This window comes from Streptomyces sp. NPDC104814, assembly GCF_055583185.1.
In genome coordinates this window covers 59,271-83,177 of the sequence record NZ_JBVJOL010000013.1, presented here as the reverse complement: position 1 = coordinate 83,177, position 23,907 = coordinate 59,271, and the positions used below count along the sequence as shown (strand labels likewise).

25 protein-coding genes are annotated in these 23,907 nt (G+C 72.7%); 9 read left to right on the top strand and 16 right to left on the bottom strand.

What is annotated here, in order from left to right; genetic code table 11:
* Window positions 1–35: 35 nt before the first annotated feature.
* From ACZ64A_RS32765 to ACZ64A_RS32735, 7 genes are all read right to left on the bottom strand, one after another.
* Window positions 36–1,019: an aldo/keto reductase gene (locus tag ACZ64A_RS32765; RefSeq protein ID WP_469815563.1), complete on the bottom strand. Its 984-nt coding sequence runs from the start codon at window positions 1,017–1,019 to the stop codon at window positions 36–38.
* Between the two features lie 116 nt (window positions 1,020–1,135).
* Window positions 1,136–1,765, bottom strand: coding sequence for a TetR/AcrR family transcriptional regulator (locus tag ACZ64A_RS32760; protein ID WP_469815562.1), 630 nt, complete (start codon window positions 1,763–1,765; stop codon window positions 1,136–1,138).
* Window positions 1,762–3,234: an MFS transporter gene (locus tag ACZ64A_RS32755; RefSeq protein WP_469815561.1), complete on the bottom strand. Its 1,473-nt coding sequence runs from the start codon at window positions 3,232–3,234 to the stop codon at window positions 1,762–1,764. Before ACZ64A_RS32755 ends, ACZ64A_RS32760 begins: the two co-directional genes overlap by 4 nt.
* 142 nt (window positions 3,235–3,376) lie before the next feature.
* Entirely contained in the window at window positions 3,377–4,603 is a 1,227-nt protein-coding gene (locus ACZ64A_RS32750; protein WP_469815560.1) for an FAD-dependent monooxygenase, read from the bottom strand.
* A 117-nt stretch (window positions 4,604–4,720) separates the two neighbouring features.
* Complete coding sequence (locus ACZ64A_RS32745) at window positions 4,721–5,431, bottom strand: ribonuclease H family protein (RefSeq protein ID WP_469815559.1); 711 nt, start codon at window positions 5,429–5,431, stop codon at window positions 4,721–4,723.
* A gap of 41 nt (window positions 5,432–5,472) precedes the next feature.
* Complete coding sequence (locus ACZ64A_RS32740) at window positions 5,473–6,273, bottom strand: VOC family protein (protein WP_469815558.1); 801 nt, start codon at window positions 6,271–6,273, stop codon at window positions 5,473–5,475.
* 148 nt (window positions 6,274–6,421) lie between these two features.
* A complete protein-coding gene (locus ACZ64A_RS32735) occupies window positions 6,422–6,907 on the bottom strand; it encodes a VOC family protein (protein WP_469815557.1) in 486 nt (161 codons plus the stop codon).
* Between the two features lie 217 nt (window positions 6,908–7,124).
* Between ACZ64A_RS32735 and ACZ64A_RS32730 the strand changes: the two genes are divergently transcribed.
* The 3 genes from ACZ64A_RS32730 to ACZ64A_RS32720 all read left to right on the top strand — a co-directional run bounded on the left by ACZ64A_RS32730 (window position 7,125) and on the right by ACZ64A_RS32720 (window position 9,681).
* Window positions 7,125–8,327: an epoxide hydrolase family protein gene (locus ACZ64A_RS32730; RefSeq protein WP_469815556.1), complete on the top strand. Its 1,203-nt coding sequence runs from the start codon at window positions 7,125–7,127 to the stop codon at window positions 8,325–8,327.
* Between the two features lie 110 nt (window positions 8,328–8,437).
* A complete protein-coding gene (locus ACZ64A_RS32725; protein ID WP_469815555.1) occupies window positions 8,438–9,076 on the top strand; it encodes an ATP-dependent Clp protease proteolytic subunit in 639 nt (212 codons plus the stop codon).
* A 2-nt stretch (window positions 9,077–9,078) separates the two neighbouring features.
* A complete protein-coding gene (locus ACZ64A_RS32720) occupies window positions 9,079–9,681 on the top strand; it encodes a ClpP family protease (protein ID WP_469815657.1) in 603 nt (200 codons plus the stop codon).
* A gap of 12 nt (window positions 9,682–9,693) precedes the next feature.
* Here the strand turns inward: ACZ64A_RS32720 and ACZ64A_RS32715 are convergent, their stop codons facing one another.
* Window positions 9,694–10,071 carry a helix-turn-helix domain-containing protein gene (locus tag ACZ64A_RS32715; RefSeq protein WP_469815656.1) on the bottom strand — a complete coding sequence of 126 codons (378 nt, stop codon included), beginning with the start codon at window positions 10,069–10,071 and terminating at the stop codon, window positions 9,694–9,696.
* A gap of 328 nt (window positions 10,072–10,399) precedes the next feature.
* Here ACZ64A_RS32715 and ACZ64A_RS32710 point away from each other — a divergent pair, with 328 nt between their 5' ends.
* Window positions 10,400–11,287 carry an RNA polymerase sigma factor SigF gene (locus ACZ64A_RS32710; protein ID WP_361638661.1) on the top strand — a complete coding sequence of 296 codons (888 nt, stop codon included), beginning with the start codon at window positions 10,400–10,402 and terminating at the stop codon, window positions 11,285–11,287.
* Window positions 11,288–11,347: 60 nt separating this feature from the next.
* Here ACZ64A_RS32710 and ACZ64A_RS32705 read toward each other — a convergent pair whose 3' ends face one another.
* Window positions 11,348–11,803, bottom strand: a complete 456-nt coding sequence (locus ACZ64A_RS32705) for an ATP-binding protein (RefSeq protein ID WP_469815554.1) — start codon at window positions 11,801–11,803, stop codon at window positions 11,348–11,350.
* A gap of 119 nt (window positions 11,804–11,922) precedes the next feature.
* Entirely contained in the window at window positions 11,923–13,110 is a 1,188-nt protein-coding gene (locus ACZ64A_RS32700; RefSeq protein WP_469815553.1) for a DUF6777 domain-containing protein, read from the bottom strand.
* 161 nt (window positions 13,111–13,271) lie between these two features.
* Here ACZ64A_RS32700 and ACZ64A_RS32695 point away from each other — a divergent pair, with 161 nt between their 5' ends.
* Window positions 13,272–14,534, top strand: coding sequence for a streptophobe family protein (locus ACZ64A_RS32695; RefSeq protein ID WP_469815552.1), 1,263 nt, complete (start codon window positions 13,272–13,274; stop codon window positions 14,532–14,534).
* Between the two features lie 71 nt (window positions 14,535–14,605).
* Here the strand turns inward: ACZ64A_RS32695 and ACZ64A_RS32690 are convergent, their stop codons facing one another.
* The 4 genes from ACZ64A_RS32690 to ACZ64A_RS32675 form a co-directional block, all read right to left on the bottom strand.
* On the bottom strand, window positions 14,606–15,592 hold the full coding sequence (locus ACZ64A_RS32690; RefSeq protein WP_469815551.1) for a serine/threonine-protein kinase: 987 nt from the start codon (window positions 15,590–15,592) through the stop codon (window positions 14,606–14,608).
* Entirely contained in the window at window positions 15,582–16,172 is a 591-nt protein-coding gene (locus ACZ64A_RS32685) for an SH3 domain-containing protein (protein WP_469815550.1), read from the bottom strand. The genes ACZ64A_RS32690 and ACZ64A_RS32685 overlap by 11 nt, the downstream gene beginning before the upstream one ends.
* Before the next feature lie 57 nt (window positions 16,173–16,229).
* Entirely contained in the window at window positions 16,230–18,566 is a 2,337-nt protein-coding gene (locus ACZ64A_RS32680) for an ABC transporter ATP-binding protein/permease (protein ID WP_469815549.1), read from the bottom strand.
* A gap of 66 nt (window positions 18,567–18,632) precedes the next feature.
* Window positions 18,633–19,043 (bottom strand): hypothetical protein, encoded by a 411-nt coding sequence (locus ACZ64A_RS32675; protein WP_469815548.1) that lies wholly within the window; start codon window positions 19,041–19,043, stop codon window positions 18,633–18,635.
* A gap of 308 nt (window positions 19,044–19,351) precedes the next feature.
* Here ACZ64A_RS32675 and ACZ64A_RS32670 point away from each other — a divergent pair, with 308 nt between their 5' ends.
* On the top strand, window positions 19,352–19,738 hold the full coding sequence (locus ACZ64A_RS32670) for a nuclear transport factor 2 family protein (RefSeq protein WP_469815547.1): 387 nt from the start codon (window positions 19,352–19,354) through the stop codon (window positions 19,736–19,738).
* A 151-nt stretch (window positions 19,739–19,889) separates the two neighbouring features.
* The gene (locus ACZ64A_RS32665; RefSeq protein ID WP_469815546.1) at window positions 19,890–20,177 is read left to right on the top strand and encodes a DUF1905 domain-containing protein; all 288 of its coding nucleotides are present in this window, start codon (window positions 19,890–19,892) and stop codon (window positions 20,175–20,177) included.
* A gap of 41 nt (window positions 20,178–20,218) precedes the next feature.
* Here ACZ64A_RS32665 and mgrA read toward each other — a convergent pair whose 3' ends face one another.
* A complete protein-coding gene (mgrA, locus tag ACZ64A_RS32660; protein WP_469815545.1) occupies window positions 20,219–21,211 on the bottom strand; it encodes an L-glyceraldehyde 3-phosphate reductase in 993 nt (330 codons plus the stop codon).
* A gap of 124 nt (window positions 21,212–21,335) precedes the next feature.
* Here mgrA and ACZ64A_RS32655 point away from each other — a divergent pair, with 124 nt between their 5' ends.
* Both ACZ64A_RS32655 and ACZ64A_RS32650 read left to right on the top strand, forming a co-directional pair.
* Window positions 21,336–22,229 carry a LysR family transcriptional regulator gene (locus ACZ64A_RS32655; RefSeq protein ID WP_469815544.1) on the top strand — a complete coding sequence of 298 codons (894 nt, stop codon included), beginning with the start codon at window positions 21,336–21,338 and terminating at the stop codon, window positions 22,227–22,229.
* A gap of 67 nt (window positions 22,230–22,296) precedes the next feature.
* Window positions 22,297–22,803 (top strand): mycothiol transferase, encoded by a 507-nt coding sequence (locus tag ACZ64A_RS32650; RefSeq protein WP_469815543.1) that lies wholly within the window; start codon window positions 22,297–22,299, stop codon window positions 22,801–22,803.
* Window positions 22,804–22,818: 15 nt separating this feature from the next.
* Here ACZ64A_RS32650 and ACZ64A_RS32645 read toward each other — a convergent pair whose 3' ends face one another.
* Window positions 22,819–23,883 carry an adenosine deaminase gene (locus tag ACZ64A_RS32645; protein ID WP_469815542.1) on the bottom strand — a complete coding sequence of 355 codons (1,065 nt, stop codon included), beginning with the start codon at window positions 23,881–23,883 and terminating at the stop codon, window positions 22,819–22,821.
* Window positions 23,884–23,907: the final 24 nt, after the last annotated feature.

Sequence of the window (23,907 nt, the reverse complement as noted above, 5' to 3'; positions counted from 1 at the left end):
GCGGTGTTCCTGCCCGGTCCGGCCCGGACCGGGACCTACCAGCGGTGCTCGACCTGCTCCCGGATGCGCCGGTCGTACAGGTCGCGTACGGCCTCGAGGGTCTGCGGCGACAGCTCCGGCAGCCGGGCGGCGGCCGCGTTGGCGCGGGCCTGCTCGGGCGAACGGGCGCCCGGGATCACCGTGGTGACGCCCGGCTGCTGCACGATCCAGCGCAGGGCGAGCTGGGCCGGGGTGTACCCCTCGGGGGCGAGGGCGGCGAACTCGGCGGCGGCCTCCACACCGGTCGCGTAGTCGACGCCGGAGAAGGTCTCGCCCTGGTCGAAGGACTCGCCGTGCCGGTTGAACGTGCGGTGGTCGTCGGCCGGGAAGACGGTGTCCTTGGTGTACTTGCCCGACAGCAGACCGGAGGCGAGCGGCACCCGGGCGATGATGCCGACGCCTGCCTCCCGGGCCGCCGGGAGCACCTCGCGCAGGGGTTTCATCCGGAACGGGTTCAGGATGATCTGCACGCTGGCCACGTTCGGCCGGGCGATCGCCGTCAGCGCCTCCGCGCAGGTCTCCACGCTGACGCCGTACGCCGCGATCCGCTCCTCCTCGACCAGGGTGTCCAGGGCGTCGAAGACCTCGTCGGAGGAGTAGACGGGCGTGGGCGGGCAGTGCAACTGCACCAGGTCGATGCGGTCGACGCCGAGGTTGCGGCGGGAACGGTCGTTCCAGGCGCGGAAGTTGTCCAGGACGTAGTTCTGCGGGATCTGCTCGACGCGGCGGCCCATCTTGGTGGCGACCTCCACGTGCAGGTCGGGGCGGCTGCTGAGGAACGTGGCGATGGTGGACTCGCTGCGGCCGTCGCCGTAGACGTCGGCGGTGTCGAAGAAGGTCACACCGGACTCGGCGGCGGCCTCCAGCACCGTCAGGGCTTCCTTGTCGTCGACGTCGCCCCAGTCGGCGCCCAGTTGCCAGGTGCCGAGACCGATGACGGACGCGTGCTGACCGGACCTGGGGAATTCGCGCTCTTCCATGGCGCCAGTGTGTCACCGGCCGGCGCACGACGCCGGAAGGGGCCGCCCGGGACACCGCAGCGGTGCCCTGGACGGTGCCGGGACGCCGTGGCCCGACGCCCGGAGCCGCCGCGCCGTCACGGCGTGAGGTGGGCCTGGATGGTCGGGCCGTACCGGGCGGCCAGGTCCTCGACCGGCAGGGCGCGTACCTCGTCGCCGCGGGCGATGCCGGCCATCACGCCCAGGCCGAGCAGTGCGGCCACGGCGAGTTCGGCGCGCAGGGCGGCGTCGGGGCCGTTCAGCCTGGCGGCGAGCCGGGCGGTGACCTGGCCGCGGAAGTTCGCCCGCAGCACTTCGCCGTGCTCGCCGTGCAGCGGGGCGAAGACGATGCGCAGGATCGGGTCGGCGCCCTGGTCCCGCTGGCTGGCGACGACGTGCCGCACCATGTGCCGGCCGAGGTCGTCCAGCGGGGCGTCCAGCAGCGCCTCGGCGTCGTCGGCGAAGGACATCACGCGGGCGAAGAGGGCGTCCTTGTTCCCGAAGTACTTCAGGATCAGCGGGGGGCTCACGCCTGCGCGCTCCGCGACGGCCTTCAGGGTGATGTCGGCGTGCGCGTGCCGGGCCAGCAGATGGCGGGCGGCCTTCAGAATGGCCGCTCTGGTCGCTTCGGCATCGCGACGGGCGGCGGTCCCCGGCCGGGCCGGGGCGGACGGGGCGGCGGCGGGGTCCGGCGCCGTCGCGCGGGAGGAGGTGCTCACACCCCTCATGTTCCCGCCGGTGTCTGGTCCCGGTCCGCCGGGGTGACGCCTCGGGCGCGGCGGGTGCCGCCGGCCGCCGCCTCGCCCGGAATGGACAGGGCCGCCGCGCAGGCCACGAGGGCGACGGCGCCGGCCATGGCGAAGGCCAGCAGGTAGCCGTGCAGGGTGGGCACCGGCGCCCCGCCGACCGGGCTGCTGTGGTGGACGAGGACCGCGGCCACGGCGGCGCTGGAGACGGCCTGGCCGATCGTGCGCATCAGGACGTTGACGCCGTTGGCGGACGCGGTCTGCCCGGCCGGCACGGCGCGCAGGATCAGCGTCGGCAGCGCCGAGTAGGCGAGCGTGGTGCCCGTCGCGACGACCGTGGCGCCCAGGATGATCATCCACAGGTCGTGGCTGTCGGCGATGCGGACCGCGTAGCCGCAGGCGATCACCGCGGCGCCGAGGGCGAGCGTGATGCGGGGGCCGCGGGCGGCGGAGATGCGGGCCGAGACGGGCGACAGCAGCAGCATGGTCACACCGCCGGGCAGCAGGCACAGGCCGGTGGCGACGATCGACAGCTGCAGCCCGTACCCGGTGGCCTTCGGCGCCTGCACCAGCTGGGCGGTCACCAGGGAGTTGGCGTAGAAGGCGAAGCCCGTCAGCAGGGCGGCCACGTGGGACAGGCCCACCCGCGGGCGCACGGCGAGCCGCAGGTCGACCAGCGGTCGCGCGCTGCGCAGCTGGTGCCACCACCACAGCGCCAGGACGACGAGGGCCCCGGCGAACAGCCCGGTGATCCGCGGGCTGCCCCAGCCCCACTGGCCGCCCTGGGACACGCCGAGCAGCAGGCAGACCAGGCCGGCGGCCAGCCCGAGCGCCCCGAGGGCGTCGAAGCGGCCCGGCTCCCGCACCGGTGACTCCTTCACCGCCCACCACACCGCGGCGACGCCCGCCGCGCCGAGGGCGCTGGTCAGCCAGAACATGGTGTGCCAGTCGGCGTACTGGATGACGAGCGCGGCGAGCGGGAGTCCGAGCGCGGCCCCGATGCCGACGGTGGAGCTCATCAGCGCGACCGCGGAGCCGCGGCGCTCGGGCGGCAGTTCGTCGCGCAGGATGCTGATCGACAGCGGTACGACGGAGGCGGCGGCGCCCTGGAAGGCGCGGGCGGTGATCAGCACGGCGATGTCGGAGGACAGCGCGCACATCACCGAGCCGACGGTCATCAGGGCGAGCGCCGCCGTCAGCACGCGCCGCTTGCCGTACATGTCGCCGGCCCGCCCGAGCACCGGGGTGAGGACCGCGCCGGACAGCAGGGTCGCCGTCACCGTCCAGGACACCGCGCCGGCCGAGGCGCCGGTCAGCCGGGGCAGGTCGGGCAGCAGCGGCACGACCACGGTCTGCATGACGGCCATGAGGATGCCGCCGAAGGCGAGCACGGGGATGGTGAGCCGGTCTCGCAGACCGTTCGGCCGGGATATCGGTACGGGCGACGCCATGAGCACTCCAGCGGCCGGGACGGGCCAGGAAACCAAGGGGGTGAATTCCCATTCACCATAACGGGTGAATGGGAATTCACCCCTGTTCTTTTCCGAGGCTTTCCCATCCCGGCGGTGCTGTCCGTGCTGTCCGGGTCGTTCGTCACTCCCCCGTGCCGCGTGCCGCCAGCTCGCGCGCGTGCACGCTCCGGGCGAGTCGCGGGCCGAGCCAGCGCTTGAGGCGGCGCAGCGCGTCGAGCTGCCCGGCCGCCCGGTCGAGGCGGTAGTAGAGCTGGGGCGGGACGTACGGCAGCAGCGGCGAGTGACGCTGGCCGAGGAGGGCGAACATCTGCTCCGGCGGCAGCTGGAGATAGCGGGGCAGTTCCTCGTACCAGCGGGCGCTGTAGCGGGCCGCGCTCTGCGCGGACAGCAGGGCGCTCTTGCGGGCGCGTTCGTAGGCGGCGAGCGCCTGCGGCAGTGCCGCGTGCTCGCGCAGGGCGCCGGCGAGGGCGATGGCGTCCTCCAGGGCGAGGGTGGTGCCGGCGCCGATGGAGTAGTGGGTGGTGTGCGCGGCGTCGCCGAGCAGGACGAGGTTGCCGCGGTGCCAGGTGCGGTTGGTGAGGGTGCGGAACGTCGTCCAGGGGCTGCCGCCCTCGCTCGCGGGGCGTCCGACGAGTCGGTGGCCGTCCAGGATCCGCGCGAAGAGCTTCTCCAGCAGGGCGAGCCGCTCGGGTTCGCCGCACCGGTCGAGGCCGAGGCCGGTGAAGGTCTCGGGGGCGCACTCGATGACGCACGTGCTGTGGCCGGGGCCGTAGGGGTAGCCGTAGCACCAGATCCAGCCGTGCGCGGTCTCGACGAAGGCGAAGGTGAAGGAGTCGAAGACGCGGGTGGTGCCGAGCCAGACGTAACGGTTGCGGCCGGGCATGAGCTGTGACCCGAAGTGGCCGGCGTGGCGGGTGCGCAGGGCGCTGTGGACGCCGTCGGCCGCCACGACGAGGTCGGCCTCGGGGAGGTCGTCGGCTCGGACCTCGGACTCGAACTCCAGTCGCACACCGAGGTCGCGGGCGCGGTCGGCGAGGAGGTGCAGGAACCGGTGGCGGCCGATGCCGTGGCCCTCGTCGCCGGGCTGCCTGGTCAGCCGGTCGCGGACATGGGCGACGCCCTCGTTCCAGCGCACGGATGCGGCCTCGACGGCGCGCGCCGACTCGGGGTCGTGCGCGTGCAGCTGGTCGAGCAGTCCGCGCCAGTAGGTCACGCCCCAGCCGTAGGTGGAACCCTCCGGGTTGCGCTCGTGGACGGTGATCTCATGGGCGGGGTCCTGCCGCTTGAGCAGGATCGACAGATACAGCCCGGCGGGCCCGCCGCCGATGCAGGCGACCTTCACGCGCACCTCTTGAATTACCCGACGCAGTCGTTCGACAGCGCAGGGTAGCAGTCACGAAGGTCCGTTTTACGCCGTCCCGCCCGTCCGGTGGGCCTGAGGCGGCGCCCGCTCGGCCGCCGCGCCTCAGCCCGCGGCGGCCTCCCGGCACTCGGGGTGGCCCCAGCCCTGGGCGTTCTTCGCGATCTGCTCGCCGGCCGCGTAGGCGCGGCCGCAGACGCAGCGGCCGGGGAACTTGGCCTTGATGGTGCGCGCCGACGACGCACTCCTGCCCGCCCGTGCGGGCTTGCCCGCGCCGGTGCGCCGGCGCGGGCCGCCGGCGGACGGCATGTCCGGGGCAGCCGGCGGCTCCGGCGAGCCGAGGGCGCTGCCCGCGGCCTCCTGGATGCTCGCCGCCTGGCTCGCCGCCCGGTCGGCGAAGTCGTTGAGCGGGTCGCCGTCGACCTGGTGGGCGGGCACGTAGCGGAATTCGACCTCGCGGCCGGTCAGCAGCTCGTCGATGCGCACGACCAGTTCCTGGTTGGCGACGGGCTTGCCGGCCGAGGTCTTCCAGCCGTTGCGCTTCCAGCCGGGCAGCCAGGTGGTGACGGCCTTCATGGCGTACTGGGAGTCCATGCGGACCTCCAGTGGCACACCCGGGTCGGTGGCGGCCAGCAGCCGTTCCAGCGCGGTCAGTTCGGCCACGTTGTTGGTGGCCCGCCCGAGCGGCCCCGCCTCCCAGCGGGCCGGGACCTCCGCGTCGTCGGCCACCACCCAGGCCCAGGCCGCCGGTCCGGGGTTCCCCTTCGACGCCCCGTCGCAGGCCGCCACCACTCGTTCACGCATGCGCCCGATCATGCCATGCGCCGGCCGGCCCTCTGGCCGTGGCCAGGAACCCCCTAGGAGACGTCCGCGGTCTGCGGCATCTCTCCTGCCGTGGTGGTGATGTCGATCACCGAGAAGGCGGCTCCTTGCGGGTCGCTCAGCGCGGCGAAGCGTCCGAAGGGGCTGTCCATCGGGCCGAAGCGCAGGACGGCGCCGCGCTTGGTGGCCTTCTCGACGGCCTCGTCGCAGTTGCTCACCGTGAAGTAGACGTTGATGTAGGAGGGGATCTCGGGCGGGAACTCCTCACCCATCCGCATCCGGCCGACGACGGTGTCCTCGCCGACGTCGAACATCCGGTAGTCGACCGCGTCGTCCTGCAACTGCTTGGCCCTGTAGGGGAAGACCGCCGTCAGGAACGCGTCGGTCTTGTCCGGGTCCCGGGTGAACACCTCCGCCCAGCAGTAGGCGCCGGGCTGCTGCGGCGACGCCTCGAAGCCCTCGTGCGTGCCGCCCTGCCACACGCCGAACACGGCGCCGGCGGGGTCGCGCGCGAGGACCATGGTGCCGAAGTCGCCGACCTGCATCGGCTCCATCAGCACCTCGCCGCCGTGCTCGCGGACCTTTGCGGCGGTCGCCGCGGCGTCCGGCGAGGCGAAGTACAGACACCACGCGGACGTGCCCTCCTGGCCCGGCATCGGCGGGACGACCGCGGCGACGGCCTTGCCGTCGGCGTAGGCCTGCGTGTAGTTGCCGTACTCCGACGACGCCTCGCCGAAGGTCCAGCCGAGGACGTCGCCGTAGAAGCTCTTGGCTGCCTCCACGTCGGAGAACATCGCGTCGGCCCAGCAGGGGGTTCCCTCAGGTGGTACGGCCATGATCGCAGCCCTCTTCCCGTTCGGTGGGGATTGTCACGGTTCCTCACGCTAGCCATCCCCCGCCCGCGACGCGCGTCGAACGGCCGGCCCCCGGCACGGACGGGCCGGGGCGGGGTCGGTGGCCGCGGACAGCGGGTGCTCCGCGGCCTCACTCCTGCCCGGCGTAGGCCTTCTCCAGCGCGGCCTTGTCGAGCTTGCCCATGGCCATCATGGCCCTCATCGTCCGGGCCGCCTTCTCCTGGTCCGGGTCGCTGATCATGTCGATCAGCCCGTCCGGGATGACCTGCCAGGACACCCCGTACTTGTCCTTCAGCCAGCCGCAGGGTCCCGGCTCGCCGCCGTCCTCGGTGAGCTTGGCCCAGTAGTGGTCGACCTCCTCCTGGCTGTCGCAGTAGATCTGGAAGGAGATCGCCTCGTTGAAGGTGAACTGCGGGCCGCCGTTGAGGGCGACGAACTTCTGGCCGTTGGCCGTGAAGTCGACGGCGATCACGGAACCGGCGGGGCCCGGCCCGGCCTCGGTGTAGCGGCCGATCCGTCCGATGGCGGCGTTCTTGAAGACCGACACGTAGTAGTGCGCGGCTTCCTCTGCCTGGCCGTCGAACCAGAGACACGTGGTGAATCCGTCGGTGGTCATGGGACACCTCCTGAAGGCGCCGAGCGGCGCGGAACGCGGTCACCAGTGTCGACCGGACGGGGCGGCGAAACTCATCGGCCACGGGCAGCCATTGATCCGTACGGCCTCTTCACCCGGGTCACCTGGGGTCTGTCGTTCGGATCAGGCCGGCCGGGAGCTTCGGTGCATCTCGCGCGACGCCGGGATGAACCGAACGACAGGCCCTAGCATCCGGGCCATGACGTCATCCGCCGCGGACACCGGCATCCGTCCCTTCCGTCTCGACATCCCGCAGAGCGACCTCGACGACCTCCACGACCGCCTGGACCGCACCCGCTGGCCGGACCAGCTCCCGGGCACCGGCTGGGCGTGCGGGGTACCCGTCGGCTATCTGCGCGACCTCGTCCACCACTGGCGGCACACCTACGACTGGCGGGCGGCGGAGGCGCGGCTGAACCGGTGGCCGCAGTTCACGACGACCCTCGACGGGCAGCATGTGCACTTCGCCCACATTCGCTCCTCCGAGCCGGACGCCACCCCGCTGATCCTCACGCACGGCTGGCCCGGCTCCATCGTGGAGTTCCTCGACGTCGTGGGACCGCTGGCGGACCCGGTGGCGCACGGCGGCGAGGCGGCCGACGCCTTCCACGTCGTCGTACCGGGCATCCCGGGGTTCGGGCTGTCGGGTCCGACCACCGAGCCGGGCTGGGAGGCGGGCAGGGTCGCCGACGCGTGGGCGGAGCTGATGACCCGGCTCGGCTACGAGCGGTTCGGGGTCCAGGGCGGCGACTGGGGCGCGGCGATCTCCCGCGAGCTGGGCCGCGCCCATCCCGGCCGGGTCATCGGCGTCCACCTCAATCTGCTGCCCGGTGCCCAGCAGCTCACCGAGCCGACCGAAGAGGAGCTCGCGGCGCTCGGCCCCGATCAGCGGCAGGAGGCGCTGCGGTCCTGGCACAGCTGGGACCGGTGGTTCCGTGACGGCAGCGGTTACGCGGCGCTGCAGGCGACGAAGCCGCAGACTCTGGCCTACGCGCTGACGGACTCCCCGGTCGGGCAACTCGCCTGGATCATCGAGAAGTTCCGGGAGTGGACGGATTCCGAGGAGCTGCCCGAGGAGGCCGTGGACCGGGACCGGCTGCTGACGAACGTGATGCTGTACTGGCTGACCGGGACGGCCGGCTCGTCCGCGCGGATCTACTACGAACGTGCCCACACCACCGGCCGTGCCGCCGCCCCGCAGGAGCCGTCCACCGTGCCCACCGCGCTGGCGCTGTTCCCGAAGGAGATCCAGATCCCGCTGCGGCACCGGGCGGAGCGCACCGAGAACCTGGTGCGCTGGACCGAGTTCGACCGCGGTGGCCACTTCGCCGCGATGGAGGAGCCGGACCTGCTGGTCACGGACGTGCGGGCGTTCTTCCGGCAGCTGCGCGAGAAGGGCTGAGGGCGGGCTCTGCCCGTGGCGAATTCGCCGCGGGCAGAGAAACCGCCTGTGAGCGCCGGCCCGGGCCGACAGTGGAGTCGAAGCCGATCCCCGATCCGACGGGAGTTCCCATGACCCCACTCACCGCCCTCGCGCCCCGCGCCGAGGAGGGCGACACCCTGCCGACCCGCTTCGACGACCAGCTCGCGGCCCATCTGCTCGGGCAGCGGATCGTGCTGCTCGGCACCCAGGTCGACGAGGTCTCCGCCAACCGGGTCTGCGCCCAGCTGCTGATCCTGTCCGCGGAGGACCCGCGCACCGACATCAGCCTGTTCGTCAACTCCCCCGGCGGCTCGGTGCACGCCGGCCTGGCGATCTACGACACCATGCGGCTCATCCCGAACGACGTCTCGACGCTGGCCATGGGATTCGCCGCGAGCATGGGCCAGTTCCTGCTCAGCGTCGGCGCGCCCGGCAAGCGGTACGCCCTGCCCAACGCGCGGATCATGATGCACCAGCCGTCCGCCGGCATCGGCGGCACCACCGCGGACATCGAGATCCAGGCGGAGAACCTGGAGTTCACCAAGCGGACCATCGAGCGGATCACCGCCGAGCACACCGGCCAGAGCCCGGAGACCATCTCCCGGGACGGCGACCGGGACCGCTGGTTCACGGCCGAGGAGGCCAAGGAGTACGGCATGGTCGACCGGGTCGTGGATTCCTTCGCGGACGTGCGCCCGGCTGCCTCCCGGCGACGGATGGGACTGTGAGCATGGGCACGTACACGATTCCGAACGTCATCGAGCGCACCCCGCAGGGCGAGCGGTCCTTCGACGTCTTCAGCCGGCTGCTGAACGAGCGGATCATCTTCCTCGGCACCGAGATCGACGACGGCGTGGCCAACGTCGTCATCGCGCAGCTGCTCCATCTGGAGTCGGCGGCGCCCGAGCAGGAGATCGCGATCTACCTCAACTCCCCCGGTGGCTCGTTCACTTCCCTGATGGCGATCTACGACACGATGACGTTCGTCCAGGCGCCCATCTCCACGTTCTGCGTCGGCCAGGCGGCCTCCACGGCGGCCGTGCTGCTGGCGGGCGGGGACGCGGGACGGCGGTTCGTGCTGGAGCACGCGCGGGTGCTGCTCGGCCAGCCCGCGTCCGGCGGCCGCCAGGGCACGGTGTCCGACCTGGCCCTGCAGGCCCAGGAGATGGTGCGGATCCGCTCCCAGGTGGAGGAGGTGCTGTCCCGGCACACCCGGCACGACATCGCCACGCTCCGCGCGGACATGGACCGGGACAAGGTGTTCACCGCGCACGAGGCGGTCGCCTACGGGCTGGCGGACCGGGTGCTGACCAGGCGCCAGTCGGGACTGTGAGACGCGGCGCGCTCAGGCGGCCAGGCACAGCCCGTTGAGCGACGCGCTGTTCGTGGTCGCCCTGCGGTTCGGGTGAGTGGTCCGGGCGGTGACGCGGACGAGTTCCGTCTGGGCGCGCGCCAGCAGGTCGCCGAGGCTGAGCCCGAGGGCGTGGGCGGCGGCCGCGAGGACCTCCGAGGAGGCCTCCTTGCGGCCCCGCTCCACCTCGGACAGATACGGCATGGAGATCCGGGCGGCCTCGGCGACGTCCTTGAGGGTGCGTTCCTGGGCCTGCCGTTCACGGCGCAGCACATCGCCGACCAGGTCCCGCCACAGCGGCTCCTTCGCCGCGGGGCGGCGCTGCGGACCGGCGGCCGGGGGGCGCAGCGGGATGACCTGCGCCCGGCCCATCCCGGGTACGCGTGCTTGGCCCACCCCCGGCATGCGCGCCTGGCCCACCCCGGGTACGTTCGCGCGGGAATCGTTCACCCGGGGCTGGTTCGCGGGCGATGCGTCCACACGGGCTTCGTTCGGTGTCTGAGTGCTCATCCGCCCAGCCTAGAAGGCGTGTTGGCGAGGACAAGGCTTCGCCGTTCCGCCCTGGGTGAAGTCCCCCCTCACTGCGCGAGGAACGGTTTTCGGCCGCTTCCGCGAAATGGGGGGCATGCTCTGGACGACTCCGGGTAGGCGGAGGGGCAGCGCAACACGTCGCACCGTACATCCGTGGGAGGGAAAGCCGATGTCCACCGCCGTGATCCGGTCGGAGGCACAGGTCGCCGCGAAGGCTGCCGGAACCAGCACGGGCGAGAGCCCGCTGCCGGGAGTCGAGGACCCGCGGACGATCGCCCCGCGGGACGCGCGGCAGCTGTCCCGCCAGTTCTTCCGACGCCTGGCGGAACTCGAGGAGGGCACGCACGAATACCAGTACGCGCGCAACACCCTCATCGAGATGAACATGTCCCTCGTCCGCTTCGCGGCCGGCCGTTTCCGCGGGCGCGGCGACGACATGGAGGACATCGTCCAGACCGGCATGATCGGCCTGATCAAGGCGATCGACCGGTTCGAGCTGGCGCGCGAGGTGGAGTTCACGTCGTTCGCGCTGCCCTACATCGTCGGTGAGATCAAGCGGTTCTTCCGTGACACGACCTGGGCCGTGCACGTGCCGCGGCGGCTGCAGGAGCTGCGCGTCGAACTCGCCAAGGCCCGCGACGAGCTGGCCAGCCGGCTCGACCGGGAGCCGACGGTCGCCGAGCTTGCGACGCTGATGAACATCTCCGAGAAGGAGGTGGTCGAGGCGCAGATCGCCGCGAACGGCTACAACTCCTCCTCGCTGGACGCCGCCCTCACCGGCGACGGCCCCGAGCACGGCGAGGCCGTGCTCGCCGACTTCATCGGCGTGGAGGAGGAAGGGCTGCGGCTCGTGGAGGACTTCCAGTCGCTGGCCCCGCTGATGGCCGAACTGGGTGAGCGCGACCGGCAGATCCTGCACATGCGGTTCGTCGAGGAGGCCACGCAGGCGGAGATCGGCGAACGGCTCGGCTGCTCGCAGATGCACGTCTCCCGCCTGATCAAGCGGATCATCCTGCGGCTGCGTGAGGGCATGCTCGGCGAACTGGGCTGCGCCTGAGCACTGCGGAGAACTGCGGGAGCGGGCCGGCGGCACCTTCGCAAAGGGTGCTCGGCCCGCTCACTGCGGGTGCAGGCGCAGCAGGGCGCTCACCCGCTTGCCGACGGGGACCCGTTCGGCGCTGACCTGCGCCGCCAGTGCGTGGACGATCTCCAGGCCGTGCCGGCCGACCCGCTCGGGATCGCGCGGGAAACGCATCGGCAGAGCGGCGCTGCTGTCGTAGACGGACACCGTGACCGTGGCGTCCGTTCCCTCCAGCTCCAGGATGTACGGGCCGTTGCTGTGCCGTTCGGCGTTGGTGACCAGTTCGCTGACGACGAGCAGCAGGGCTTCCTCGGCGCGTCCGCCGATCTCTGCGCACCACTCGGTGCGCAACTGCTCCACGAACTGCGCGGTGAAGCCGCGCGCCTCGGCGATGCTGCCGGGCTCGCCGGTGTAGTGGGTGGCCCTTCTCAGGGGCTCCACGGGTACGTCGAAACCCGTCGGTATCACTTCCCCGCCCAAGTGCTCGGTCATGCGTGTCTCTCTAGGAAGCCGGTACGGCCGGACGTTGCTGCACCTGTGCTCGTACCCCGAGTCTCGCCGCGCACTCCCCGCCCGGGCCGCCGCACCGAGCGGTTTCGGTCACACGCGGTTCAGCCCGAGGACCCCGGTGACTCGCCGGACGGTGATCCGGGCGAGGGCGGCTCGGGTGCGGAGGAAGCGGAGGTGGGCGGCGAGGAGCTGGGCGGCTCGGAGCCGGACGACTGCGAGGAAGGCGGCTCGGAGGACGGCGGCACCGGGGCCGACGAGGACGCGGTGGACGTCTCGGGCACCGGGTGGGTGGTGGGGGCGACGGAGGTGGACACGCTGGACGACGGGGTCGGCGAGGCGGGCGGGTGGGTCTTGCGGTCGTGGCCGCCGGTGTCGCCGCGAGGCCGGGCGATCCAGGTGTGGTGATCGGGGTCGTAGAGGACGAAGACGGTGATGACCCGGGTGCTGGGGGCGACGGCGACCACGTCGGAGGAGCGGTACGACGGCCAGGAGTCGCCCTTGCGGGTGACGGTGCCCTGCTGGGCGACCGGCGGAGTGAGCGGGTTGCCGCAGGCGCAGCGCACGCTCGGTGTGCCGTGGCCGTCGACGAGGACGGCGGTGCCTGCCTGGAGGACGGCCTGGTAGCTGGTGGCCGCGCCGTCGCGGTAGCCGTGGTTGGTGACACGGGTGTCCATGCGCAGCTGGACGGGGGTGAGGGAACGCAGGTAGGCGGGCACCTGGTCGGCTCGGACTCCGGCGACGGCGGCGAAGGCCTGGTTCTTCTCGGGCGCCGCCGTCAGATAGCGGATCTGGCGTTCGACGTCACAGCTGGAGACCTTGCGGGTGCCGCCGTAGAGGCCGGGCGCCGAGCCGTCGACGGCGCGGACCGCGTTCACGGGGGCCGACGGTGTGGTGGGGGCGGCGGAGACGGGCGGCGCCGAGCTGTCGGTGGCGGTCGAGGGCGTGAACGGGTCCGGGCCGGTCTTCCCGGCCGCCTGCAGGAACACCTCGCCGCCGCCGGCCGAGCTGCCGGAGCCGCCGGAGCCGCCGGAGCGCCCGAGGACCACGGCCACGACCACCGCTGCGACGATCACCGCGGTGAGCACGGCGATGCGGGGCGCGGATTTCCACCAGGGGCGGCGCGGCTCGGGCGGTCGGGACGAGCCGCCGGTGGGCGGGGAGGGAGGACCGGAGGGCGGCCCGCCGTGACCTCCGGGCCCCGACAGCGGGCCGGAGGGGGGTCCGGTGGGGCGCCCGGAGGAACCCGGCGGTCCGGTCGGTCGGCCCGAGGAGGGTGGTTCGGCGCTCACAGGCTCCTCTTCCCGCGTGGGTCTTTCGCGGCATTTCCTCTGCTGCATGCCGCTTTTCTCCACACCGTCCCCATTGTGATCCGGATTGCGGTGGGGCCGCGAGCGGACGCGGACGGCTCTCCCGGCGCGCGGGCGGGGCGTGCCCTGCATAGCGTGTCGGTGTGAGCCCGCGAACCACATCCGCCCCTGCCGTCGCACGGCACGGCTGGATCCAGGCCCTGGCCACGGTGCTGTCCGGTCTTGTCGTCATGGGGGTGACGGCGGCGCTCGGGCTGTGGGCGGCCGGTGCCGCCGACCTGCCGGACGGCGGCTTCTGGCGGGTGGTGGCGGCGACCGTCGTCACGGCCGTCGGCGGTTCGGTGGAGGTGACCGGAAGCGCCGGCGCGCTCGCCGACACCGGAGCGGGTGTGACCGTGATGCCGCTGTCGGTGACCCTGGCCGGCGCACTCGTCGTGGCCTGGGGGTTCCTGCGGCCGCTGCGCCACCGCGCGGTGGCGGGCGGCACCGAGCTGGCGGGCTGGGCGGGACGCATCGCGCTGCTGTGGCTGATCGGGCTGATCGGACTGGCCTTCGCCGCCCGGCACACCTTCGCGATCTCTCTCGGCAACGAGACGCTCAGCGATCTGGGCGAGATCTTCGGCATCAGACCCGAGGTCGGCTTCACCACGGACGTGCCGCTGACCGTGCTGTTCGGTCTGCTGTGGCTGGCCGGGGTGCTGGCCCTCGCGCTGCTGGTCGCCCGCGGGGCGCCGCTGCCGCCGCGCGTCGTGCGGTTCGCGGACTCGGTGCGCCCGGCGGCGTACGCGATGGTCGTGCTGCTGCTGACCTGCGTCGCGGCGGGCGTGGTCGTCGGGCTGATCGTCGCCGCGTCCCGCGGCCACGCGGCGGAGACGTTCGCGGTGATTTTGCTGGGCCTGCCGAACGTGGTCTGGCTGGCGTTCACCCTCGGCCTCGGCGCCAGCTGGCACGGCCGGGTCGACGGGCCGTTCGGACTGCCGATGCCGCATCTGCTGGACGAGGTGCTGCGCACGCCCGACGTCTCCACGCTGAACCTGCACACCCTGACCGAGCGCGACGCGAAGGCCTGGTGGCTGCTGGTCGCGGCCGCCGTGCTGGTGCTCGGGGCGGCGTTCGTGATGGCGGTGCGCTCCCCGGCCCGGGTCCGGCTGTGGCAGCACGCGGTGCACCTGGCGATCGCGCTCGCCCTCACCGTCCTGATGATCTGCCTGGTCGGCCGGATCTCCGCCCACTACGGTCTGTCCTTGATGGGCATCGGCGACCTGGGCGGGGGCCTGTCCGGCAAGCTGTTCCTGACGCCCGAGGTGGGGACGGCGGTGGGCTGGGCCCTGCTGTGGGGTCTGGTGGGCGGCTTCCTCGGCGCGCTCGCCGCCGTCCGGGTCCGCCGACGCGGACCCCGCCCCTGACGCAGACCTCCACAAGACTGAGCCCGCCCCGACGCAGGGTGCGAGGACGGCCCGTCCCCGACGTTCGGAATTCAACGCTCGAAGACCGGCCGTGCCCAGCGCGGCGGGGCCTTCGGGCCGCCCTGACCGGGCGGTACCACGCTGAGGTCCACCTCCGTCGGCGGGTGGCCGCCGGCCGCGCCTCCGGCCGCCGCCGCGCGCAGGTCGGCGACGAAGGCGAGGCAGGTCGGGTGGCGCTCGTCGGGGCTCTTGGCCAGGGCCCGGGCGAAGACGGCGTCGACGGCCGCCGGCAGATCGGGCCGGGCCTCGGTGAGCGGAGGCGGATCGTCGTACTGGTGGGCCCACAGCAGGGCCATGTCGTCGTCCCGGCGGAACGGCGGGCGGCCGGCGAGGGACTCGTGGACGACGCAGGCGAAGCCGTACACATCGCAGCGGCCGTCGACCGGGCGGCCCGAGATCTGCTCCGGGGCGACGTAGTCCAGGGTGCCGACGAACTGGCCGACCGTGGTGAACCCGGTCAGCGACAGCGACTTCTTCGTCAGCCCGAAGTCGGTGAGGTACACGTGCTCGGGATGGTCGCTGTCGGTGCCGCGGGCGACGAGGATGTTGCCGGGTTTGACGTCGCGGTGGACGAGACCGTGTTCGTGCGCGGCGTCGAGCGCGGAGGCCACCTGGGCGGCGATGCGCACGGCCGTGTCGAGCGGCAGCGGGCCCCGGCGGTCCAGGAGATGGCGCAGGTCGCTGCCGGCGACGTAGCGCATGGCGATGTACAGCACGCCGTCGGTCTCGCCGGCCTCGAAGACCGGCACGATGTGCGGATGGTCGATCGCGGCGGCTACCCGCGACTCGTGCACGAAGCGCCCCCGGAAGGTGTCGTTGCGGGCGAGCTCCGGCGCGAGCAGCTTCAACGCGACCGTGCGATCCAGGCGCAGGTCGTGGGCGCGGTAGACGACGGCCATGCCGCCGCGGCCGATCTCCTGCTCGATGCGGTAGCCCGCGACCTGGCGGCCGATCAGGTCGGCGGGGCGGCCGGAGAACAGGCTGGTGTCACGGCTCATCGGGTCTCACCACGCGGGTCGGGGCGTGGTCGGGCGTGCGGTCCGGCCGGGGTGCGCCCTCGCCGGCGTGCGCGGGCGGGCGTTCCGCCCGGGGGGCGTCCTCGACGGCGTAGGTGCTCAGCCGGGTCCCGTCGGCGTACACCCATCGCTCGTGCGCGGCGTCGAAGAGCCAGACGTCCTCGCCGTCGACGACGACACCGATCCGGGTGCCGTGCGTGCGCCGGCGGAAGGTCTCACCGTCCAGGGTGCCGGCCGACAGGTCCTCGACGGCGCCGCGGTAGCGGGCGAGGGCCGCCTCGGCGCCGGCCAGCAGCGGGCGCGGGTCGGCCGTCACGGCGGCGGGTCCGCCGGATCGCGGCGGGTCCTGGGGGACGGCCACGAGGAGACGGCCGTCGACCCAGGCGGACCAGCCGTTGGAGCACAGCACGTGGGCCCAGTCGCCGCGCCGCTCCGCCAGCTGCAGCGGCAGCAGCGCGTCCAGCGGGACCGTCGGCCGGTCCGGGTCGGGAGCCTCCCAGGCGGGCATGCCGCCCTGGGGGACGACGTGGGTCGGCGCGAAGCCGGGTACCGGCGCGGTCATGGGCGCCTGCTTCCGCACGACGGTTCGGGGGCCTGCGTCCGGGTCACGTCCGGGTGCCTACTTCCGCATCACGACGGGTTCGTGGCGGCGCAGCAGCCGGGCCACGACCCAGCCGAAGAGCGCCGACAGCACGAGCAGCATGGCGATGTTGAGCAGCCACACGCCCGCCGCGTGCTTGAACAGCGGGTCGGAGGTCAGCTCGCCGGGCACGATCCGGCCGAGCCCGACCGTGCCCGCCATCGCGCCGAGCGCCCACCGCGAGGGCACCAGCCAGGACAGCTGCTCCAGACCGGGCACGCCGTGCAGCTTGAGCAGGGCGCCGCAGAACACCACCTGCACGATGGCGAGCAGCACCAGCAGCGGCATGGTGACCTCTTCCTTGCGCACCAGTGCCGACACCAGCAGCCCGAGCATCATCGCGGTGAACGCCAGCAGCGCGACGGCGATGATGATCTCCACCAGCGGCGGCATCAGGACGCCCTTGCCGCCGGGGGCGTTCAGGTCGACGCCGAGCAGCGCCACCAGGGTCAGCACGACCGCCTGGAGGATCGTCACCGTGCCGAGGACGACGACCTTGGACATCAGATACGCCGATCTGGACAGGCCGACGGCTCTCTCCCGCTGGTAGATCACCCGTTCCTTGACCAGTTCGCGCACGGCGTTGGCCGCCCCGGTCAGGACCCCGCCGACACACAGGATGAGCAGCGCGTTCATCGCGGTGTCCCGGGTCAGGTGGCTGCCGGCGAGGGCGCGGGCCATCGCTCCCATGACGAACGGCAGCGCGATCATGATGGCGAGGAAGGTCCGGTCCGCACCGAGGGCGGCCGTGTAGCGGCGGATCAGGGTGCCGAGCTGCGCGCCCCAGCTGCGCGGCGCGGACGGCCGCTCCATGATCACCGGGCCGTCGCGGGGCACGCGTGGCTGCGCTCCGGCGTCGGCGTAGCGGCGGTGCTGCGGCGAGGTGCGGTACTGGGCCGCCCAGTCGCGGTCCTGGTCGCGTTCGAAGGCCTCGAACGCCTCCGGCCACTGTTCGTAGCCGAAGAACGCGAGGGCCTCCTCGGGCGGCCCGTACCAGGCGACCCGGCCACCGGGGGCGAGGACGAGCAGCCGGTCGCACACGTCGAGGCTCAGCACGCTGTGGGTGACGACGATGACGGTGCGGCCGTCGTCGGCGAGGCCGCGCAGCATGTGCATCACCGAGCGGTCCATGCCGGGGTCGAGTCCCGAGGTCGGCTCGTCGAGGAAGAGCAGCGACGGCTTGGTCAGCAGCTCCAGCGCCACGCTGACCCGTTTGCGCTGGCCGCCGGAGAGGCTGTGCACGGGTTGTCCGGCGCGCTGTTCGAGGCCCAGTTCACGGATGACCTCCTCGACGCGCTCGCGCCGCTCGGCCTTGGCGGTGTCCTGCGGGAAACGCAGTTCGGCGGCGTAGGACAGGGCGGCGCGGACGGTGAGCTGGGGGTGCAGGATGTCGTCCTGCGGCACGAGGCCGATGCGCTGGCGCAGTTCGGCGTAGTCGCGGTAGAGGTCGCGGCCGTCGTAGAGGACGGTGCCGTGGCCGGCGGGGCGTTGGCCGGTCAGGGCGCCCAGCAGGGTGGACTTGCCGGCGCCGCTCGGGCCGACGACGGCGAGCAGGCACTTCTGGCCGACCGGGAAGGAGACGTGGTCCAGCAGCGTCTTGCGGCCCCGGTCGACGGCGACCGTGAGGTCCTGCACGTCGAGGGAGACCTCGCCGGTGTCGACGTACTCCTGCAACTGGTCGCCGACCAGGCTGAACGCGAAGTGGCCGATGCCGACGATGTCGCCCTGCCCGATCGGGGCGGCGTCGATCGGGCGGCCGTTGAGGAACGTGCCGTTGTGGCTGCCGAGGTCGGCGATCTCGTAGCTGCCGTCCGGCAGATGGCGCAGTTCGGCGTGGCGGCGGGAGACGACCAGGTCGTCGAGGACGAGGTCGTTGTCGGCGGCGCGGCCGATGCGCACGGTGCGCAGGGGCAGCGGCCGTACGGTGGTGGGCCGGCGGAAGGTGCCGGTGAGGGCGGGCATCGACACCCCGGAGGGGCGCGCCGGGGTGGCGCCGGGCGGGCTGACGAGGACGACGCACGGGCCGTCGGCGGGGTTGCCGAACCGGATGACGCTGCCGGGGCCGACGCCCCACTGATGGACGCGCCGCCCGTCGGCCCAGGTGCCGTTGGTGCTGTGGTCGTCCTGGAGCGTCCAGTGGTCGGCGTCGGGGTGCAGCACCGCGTGGTGCCAGGAGACGCGGGCGTCGTCGAGGACGATGTCGCACAGGGGGTCGCGGCCGACGTGGTAGTCGCGGCCGGGGGTCATCACCGTGGTACCCGAGTCGGTCTCCAGCACGAGTTCGGGTGCGGTCGATGCGGCAGGGCGCTCCGCCATGCCAGGATTCTACCGATTGATCCCCTTGTGCGCCGTCCGAGTGAGAAGGCCCTGGCGGCGGCCGGGTCAGGCGACCGGGGCGACCAGGACCGGAGCTGCCCGCTGCATGCGCAGCGCGTCGACCGACTCGGCGAGCAGCTCGTACTCGGTGGTGTCGTCGCTGGCGGCGATGCGCACCAGCCGTCCGGTCGACAGCGCGTCGGCCACCTGCTCCTGCCGGGTCACGTCCGCGCACCAGGCGCGCAGCACGGAGGGGACGTCCGGCACGGTGTCGGAGACCGGCACCAGGGCGCTCGGCGGGAACGCCTCGCTCTCCGGACGCGGGTCCAGCCGCTCGGCGATCCAGGAGGCCCGGTCGCGCAGCCACCACAGGGCGAGCGCCAGCGTGGGCGCCCGGTAGGTGCCGAGCGGTACCCCGACGCGCCGGCCGTCGCAGACGCCGTACGCCGTGACATGGCACAGGAATTCGTCGTGCACCGTCCCACTCCCCCGTCGGTCGCTCGCGCGCCGGGCCTCGCTTTCGGTGCGGCTCGTAGGCGGTGCACTACCGCCCGTGTTCGAGTATGTTCACGGCTGAATCACTGTCACCATGACTTTCCGGCCAGTCTCCTGGCATATTCACGGCCTTTCTTGGCCGAAATCCGGCGGGCCGTCGCGGCAGGCGCCTTACCTCACGGGTAATCGACCAGGTCCGCGCGCCAGGGCAGGGTGGTGTCACCGGATCACGGAGGTCCCCGATCCGGGTCCGAGACATCGACGCACGACCTCGTGGAGGGTGATTCACCATGTCCCAGCACACCACCGACCGTTACGACGCCGCCGTCGCCCGCTACTTCGAGGCCTGGAACGCCTCCGACGCCGAGGCACGCGCCAAGGCGGTCGCCGCCGCCTGGACGGCCGACGGCAGCTACACCGACCCCCTCGCCGACGTCCGCGGCCACGACGCGATCGCCGCGCTCATCGCCGGTGCCCGCGAGCAGTTCCCGGGGTTCGCCTTCCGGCTCACCGGTGCCGTGGACGGGCACCACGACACGGCCCGCTTCTCCTGGGAGCTGGTGAGCGAGACGGACGGCTCCGCCCCGGTGGCCGGCTCCGACGTGGTGACGCTGGACGGCGAGGGACGCATCCGCACCGTGCTCGGCTTCCTGGACCGGGTGCCGGACGGGGTCTGAGCGGCAGCAGCGATGAGTTCTCCGGCGGCCGGGGGTCTGCACCGCAGGACCACCGACCGCACAGCGGGGGCCGCCGACCGCGCGGGGGAACGCCGACCACGCGTGTGGGCCACCGACCGCACAGCGGGACCGCCGACCGCCGGAGGACATCATGACCACGCACACCGAGCTGGACGCCGAGTTCACCGCCGTCCTGCGCAAGAGCCCCGCCCGAGGCGGCTGGACCTATGTGGTCTGGCCCGAATCCGTCGGCTTCTTCGGCACCCGCGGACTGGTCAAGGTCCGCGGCACCGTCGACGGCCACCCCTTCGAGAGCTCCTTCATGGCGCTCGGCGACGGCACCCACAAGCTCCCCGTCAAGGCGGAGGTCCGCCGGGCCATCGGCAAGGAGGAGGGCGACGAGGTGACCGTACGGCTCACCGAACGGCTCGGCCGCTGAACAGTCGCCTCAGCCGCCCGCGCAGCCGTCTCCCCCGCGGCTCAGCCTTTGATCGCCGCGTCGATACGGGCCAGTTCCCCGGCGTCGAAGTCGAGGTTGCCGATGGCCGCCACGCTGTCGCGCAGCTGCTCCGGGCTGCTCGCGCCGACCAGCGCGGAGGTGACCCGGCCGCCGCGCAGCACCCAGGCCAGGGCCATCTGGGCCAGGGACTGACCACGGGACTTCGCGATGCCGTCCAGCTCCCGCAGCGTCGCGACCAGATCGGCGGTCACCGCGTCGCGCTGCAGGAAGGGGCTGTCGCTCGCCGCGCGGGAGCCCTCCGGGATGCCGTCCAGGTACCGGGCGGTGAGCAGGCCCTGGTCCAGCGGCGAGTAGGCGATGGACCCGACCTGCAGCTCGTCCAGCGTGTCCAGCAGGCCGCTCTCCTCGGGCCGGCGGTCCAGCATCGAGTAGCGCGGCTGGTGGATCAGCAGCGGGGTGCCGAGGTCGGCGAGGATGCGGGCCGCCTCCCGGGTCTGCTCCGGGGAGTAGTTGGAGACGCCGACGTACAGCGCCTTGCCCTGCTGGACCGCCGAGTGCAGCGCGCCCATCGTCTCCTCGAGCGGAGTGTCCGGGTCCGGGCGGTGCGAGTAGAAGACGTCGACGTACTCCAGGCCCATCCGCTTCAGGCTCGCGTCGAGCGAGGACAGCAGGTACTTGCGCGAGCCCCACTCGCCGTACGGGCCGGGCCACATCAGATAGCCCGCCTTGGTGGAGATCACCAGCTCGTCGCGGTAGGCGGCGAAGTCGTCCTTCAGCGCCTCACCGAGGGCCAGCTCGGCGGCGCCGGGCGGCGGGCCGTAGTTGTTGGCCAGGTCGAAGTGGGTGACGCCCAGGTCGAAGGCGGTGCGCAGGATGGCCCGCTGGGTCTCGACCGGGCGGTCCGGGCCGAAGTTGTGCCACAGTCCGAGCGACAGCGCCGGCAGCTTCAGGCCGCTGCGTCCGGTGCGCCGGTAGGGCATGTCCGCGTAGCGGTCGGGGTGTGCGGTGTACAACGCGACTCCATGAGGGGTAAGGCACGTGATCCGGTGCGTGGAACCGGTACCCACTCTGGCCTGACCTGGGGGCAGTGGTCCAACAGGAGAATCCGATGGGATTGTGCGATTAGGCTGCACAATCATGGAACTGCGCCATCTCCAGCACTTCGTCGCCGTCGCCGAGGACCAGCACTTCACCCGGGCGGCCGAGCGGCTGATGGTCTCCCAGTCCGGTCTTTCGGCCTCGATCCGGGCGCTGGAGCGGGAGTTGCAGACCCCGCTGTTCGTGCGCACCACCCGCCGGGTCACGCTCACCGAGGCGGGGCGGGCCCTGCTGCGGGAGGCGGAACGGATCCTGGCCGGGGTGCGCGCGGCGCACGAGGCGGTCGCCGCCGTGCAGGGCGTACTGCGCGGCACGTTGTCACTGGGTACCGAGCAGTGCATCGCCGGGGTCGATGTGGCCGGGCTGCTCGCCGCCTTCCGGCGGCGCCATCCGGACGTCGAGATCCGGCTGCGGCAGACCGGCTCCGGCGCGCTCGCCGAGGAGGTCGCCGCCGGGCGCCTGGACTGCGCCTTCGTCTACCGCACCCAGGCCGACACCGAGCAGCTGCGCTCGGTCGCGCTGGCCGGTGAGCCGATGACGGTGCTGTGCCATCCCACGCACCGGCTGGCCGAGGCCGGCGCCGCCGCCGTCACGCTCGACGGCCTCGCCGGCGAGGTCTTCGTCGACTTCCACCCCGACTGGGGCCCGCGCGGCGCCACCGACGCCGCCTTCGCCGCGGCGGGTGTGCGGCGCACGGTCGCCCTGGAGGTGAACGACGTGCACAGCCTGCTGGACCTGGTCGACGAGAACCTCGGCATCGCCGTGGTGCCGCGCCACTTCCGCCACAAGCGGCCGTCGCTGACCGCCCTGCCGGTCAAGGACGCGCGGGACCCGGCGTACGAGACCGTGGCCCTGCTGCCGCCCCCGCAGTCCACCAGCCCGGCGGCCCGGGCCCTGATGACGCTCCGGGAGAGCGGCGGCGACTGCGCGTGAGGCGCCGGCCCGGAGCCGGATCCGCAATGAGGGAGCGCCCCGGCGCGCGGTGCGCGATGGTGGTCGTATGCATGCGAAGGACATCCTCATCGACGGCTACGGCCGTATCCAGGAAGAAGTCCATGCCGCCGTCGAGGGGCTGGGAGCGGACCAGCTCGCCTCCCGCCCCTCCGCCGGCGCCAACTCGATCGCCTGGCTGGTCTGGCATCTCACCCGGGTCCAGGACGACCACGTCGCCGACGCCTTCGGCCTCGACCAGGTGTGGCTGACCCAGGACTGGGAGAAGCGGTTCGGCCTGGACCTGCCGCGCGGGGACACCGGGTACGGGCACACCTCCGCCAAGGTCGCCAAGGTGCGGGTCGACTCCCCCGACCTGCTCACCGGCTACTACGACGCCGTGCACGAACAGACGATGTCGGCCCTGCGCACCCTCGCCGCCAAGGACCTGGAGCGCGTGGTGGACGAGCGCTGGGACCCGCCGGTCACCCTCGGCGTGCGTCTGGTCAGCGTCCTGTCCGACGATCTCCAGCACGTCGGACAGGCCGCCTACGTCCGCGGACTGCTGTCCGGCTGATCCGGACGGCAGGGCTCAGAGCGCGTAGCCCGGCAGGATCACGTCCTCGATGAGGGCCTTGCGCTCGTCGAACGGGATGAACGCGCTCTTGACGGCGTTCACCGTGACCGTGCGCAGGTCCTCGACGCTCCAGTCGGCCTGCTCCACCAGCAGGGACATCTCGCGGGTCATCGTCGTGCCGGACACCAGACGGTTGTCGGTGTTGAGGGTGACGCGGAAGCCGAGGTTCTTCAGTTCGGTGATCGGGTGCTCGGCTATGGAGGTGGCGCAGCCCGTCTGCAGGTTCGACGTCGGGCACATCTCCAGCGCGATACGGCGGTCACGGATCCAGGAGGCGAGGCGGCCGAGCTTGCCGTCCACGATGTCCTCGGTGATCCGCACGCCGTGCCCGATGCGCTGGGCGCCGCACACCTGGAGAGCCTGGTGGATGCTGGGCAGGCCGTGCGCCTCGCCCGCGTGGATGGTGAACGGCACGCTCTCGCGGCGCAGGTGCTCGAACGCGGCGAGGTGGTCGGCGGGCGGGAACCCGTCCTCGGCGCCCGCGATGTCGAAACCGACCACGCCGGCGTCACGGTAGGCGACGGCCAGGTCGGCGGCCTCGCGGACCCGGTCGAACATGCGCATGCCGCACAGCAGGGTGCCGACGCGGACGGGCGTGCCGGCGGCGGCCGCCTTGGCCATGCCGGCGGCGAGGCCCTCCTGGACCGTCTCCACGACCTCGCTCATGGCGAGACCGCCCTGCGTGTTCAGCTCGGGCGCGTAGCGCACCTCGGCGTAGACGACGCCGTCCGCGGCGAGGTCGAGGACGTACTCCTCGGCGGTGCGCAGCAGGCCCTCGCGGGTCTGCATCACGGCGAGGGTGTGCTCGAAGGTGGCGATGTAGCGGACGAGGTCACCGGAGTTGGCGGCCTCGTAGTACCAGGCGGCCAGCTCGTCGGGGTCGGTGGTGGGCAGGGTGTGCCCGACCTCGGCGGCCAGCTCCACGACGGTGGCGGGGCGCAGACCGCCGTCCAGGTGGTCGTGGAGGACGGCCTTGGGGAGGCGGCGGATCACATCGGCATCTACGCGCGTAGCGGTCATGGTGGATCTTTCCTCGAGCGGGGG